2 protein-coding genes are annotated in these 2,354 nt (G+C 37.0%); both read right to left on the reverse strand.

Annotated features, from left to right (window positions below):
• Nucleotides 1-33: 33 nt before the first annotated feature.
• Nucleotides 34-1,515 (reverse strand): lysine--tRNA ligase, encoded by a 1,482-nt coding sequence (lysS, locus tag BAZSYMA_RS00680; RefSeq protein ID WP_090714527.1) that lies wholly within the window; start codon nucleotides 1,513-1,515, stop codon nucleotides 34-36.
• Nucleotides 1,516-1,586: 71 nt separating this feature from the next.
• Nucleotides 1,587-2,354: YdcF family protein (locus BAZSYMA_RS00685; RefSeq protein WP_206599432.1), on the reverse strand; the 768-nt coding region annotated here is incomplete at its 5' end.

Consider the following 2,354-nt stretch of genomic DNA (forward strand, 5'->3'; position numbering starts at 1 on the left):
CACCTAGCATACTAGAAAGTGAAAAGACGATACTTAAGATTCGGGTTTCATGTGTGGGAACAGCAACACATCTCGAATAGAAGGTGAGTCGGTGAATAACATCACTAAACGGTCAATACCGATACCCTCACCTGCGGTTGGAGGCATCCCATACTCCAGTGCACGAATATAATCGCTGTCATAGTGCATCGCTTCATCATCGCCTGCATCTTTCTCCAGCATTTGCTTTTTAAAACGCTCAGCTTGGTCTTCAGCGTCATTTAACTCAGAAAAACCGTTGGCAATTTCACGACCACCAATGAACAATTCAAATCTATCGGTAATAAATGGGTTGTCATCATTGCGACGCGCTAAGGGTGATACTTCAGTTGGATACTCGGTGATGAAAGTTGGTTGTATTAGTTTCCCCTCTACCGTGGCTTCAAAAATCTCAATTTGGATTTTGCCTAAGCCCCAACTTTCTTTAACTTGAATGCCTAATTTTTTGGCAGTGGTGCTAGCGTTATCTTCAGCTAAATCCTCTGCACAAAGCTCTGGATTGTACTGCAAAATTGAATCAAACACACTAATGCGCTCAAAGGCTTTAGAAAAATCAAATTCATCGCCTTGATATTGAATGGTAGCACTACCGCAAACATCAGTGGCAATACCTTTAAATAGGTTTTCGGTTAAATCCATTAAATCGTGATAAGTGGCATATGTCTGATAAAACTCAATCATCGTAAATTCTGGATTATGGCGTGTGGACAAGCCTTCATTTCTAAAATTACGATTGATTTCAAATACTCTATCCATACCACCAACAATCAAACGCTTAAGGTAGAGTTCGGGAGCAATACGCAAGAACATTTGCATATCTAGCGCATTGTGATGCGTCTCAAACGGTTTGGCAGTTGCCCCACCTGGAATGCTTTGCAACATCGGTGTTTCCACTTCCATAAAATCATTTTTATCAAAGAAATGTCGGATATAGCTAACAATTTGACTACGACGCTTAAAAACATCGCGTGAGTCTTGATTCATAATTAAATCAACATAACGCTGACGATAACGAGTCTCTTGGTCGTTCAAACCATGAAACTTTTCAGGTAAGGGTCGTAGAGACTTAGTCAGTAATTTTATCTCGCTGACACGCACTGATAATTCACCAACTTTAGTTTTAAATAATGTGCCTTTAACGCCAACAATATCGCCAATATCCCATTTTTTAAACTGTTCATTGTAAAAGCCCTCAGGCAATTCATCACGGGTAACAAATAATTGAATCTGAGCGCTGCTATCTTGAATGTGTGCAAAACTCGCCTTGCCCATCACGCGTTTAAGCATAATGCGCCCTGCCATTGAAACTTCAATAGCTTTCTCATCTAACGCTTCTTTAGAAACAGACCCATAAGACGCTGAAACATCTTTGGCAAAATCCTTCGGCTGAAAATTATTAACAAATGGATTGCCTGACTCTCTCAAGGTGGCTAATTTTGACCTTCTTTCTGCCACTAACTTATTATCTTCATTCATTTTTTTACCCTTAAATTTATTATAATTTTATTACAAGATGGGTATTTTACAAGCAAATGACAACAAAAACTTTAACAGTGTGGCAATAGTATTCGCAAAATATCATAGCGATCTTGGTATAGATTATGGTTTTTCAAAAGCTCTATTAAGCTTTGCATATCGTCTATTGAGTGCTTTTTAGGGTTGTTAAATACGCTAAGAGCTTGCATGGCGTTTAATTCGGTAGAGAGTTCGTGCTCAGATAAAAATTCTACCTGAGCATCAGTGGCAGTAGCAGGACCTTGAGCACAAAAATTAAAGCTAGATTTGGACTCTAAACTATTAAAAATAGTTTTGAAATAGTACAGAGCACGAGGTAAATGAAATTTAGAAGTGATAATCTCAATATTTTTAATGGCGCTAAGTTTGCTATATTGACGCAGAATTATTTTTGAAAATAAAGCGTTAGCAATAGTATCCATAGATAAAGTTTCTAAAATAATTTCGTTTTTAATGCCAGATTTTTTGAGCTGACTGTGTATGTAATCACCCTCTGTCATATTAATATTAAAACCGCCGCCACTTAATAAAATAGGAGTGCTAGGATGTTGATTGGCAATTTGAATAGCATAAGATATACGCTTATCAAGACTGGGACGATTACAACCTAAAACAACAATTAAGTCTGGATGCTGGCTAATAGATTTCTCACCAATGATAGCATTAGACTTGAAATAATGGATATAAAAATTTAGTATGATTTTTTTTTGCTGGTTAAGATGTATCTGAGTTTTTTTAACAAGCATCTGCATAGTCTTGTAATTAGACTGAGCAAAAATTTTTGAAAATTGTTTGACTTG

Origin of the sequence: Bathymodiolus azoricus thioautotrophic gill symbiont, assembly GCF_001298715.1 — a bacterium.
Lineage (GTDB): Bacteria > Pseudomonadota > Gammaproteobacteria > PS1 > Pseudothioglobaceae > Thiodubiliella.

Excerpts from the sequence above, each read along its gene's own strand:
- lysS (WP_090714527.1), bottom strand. The coding sequence starts at position 1,515 with ATGAATGAAGATAATAAGTTAGTGGCAGAAAGAAGGTCAAAATTAGCC.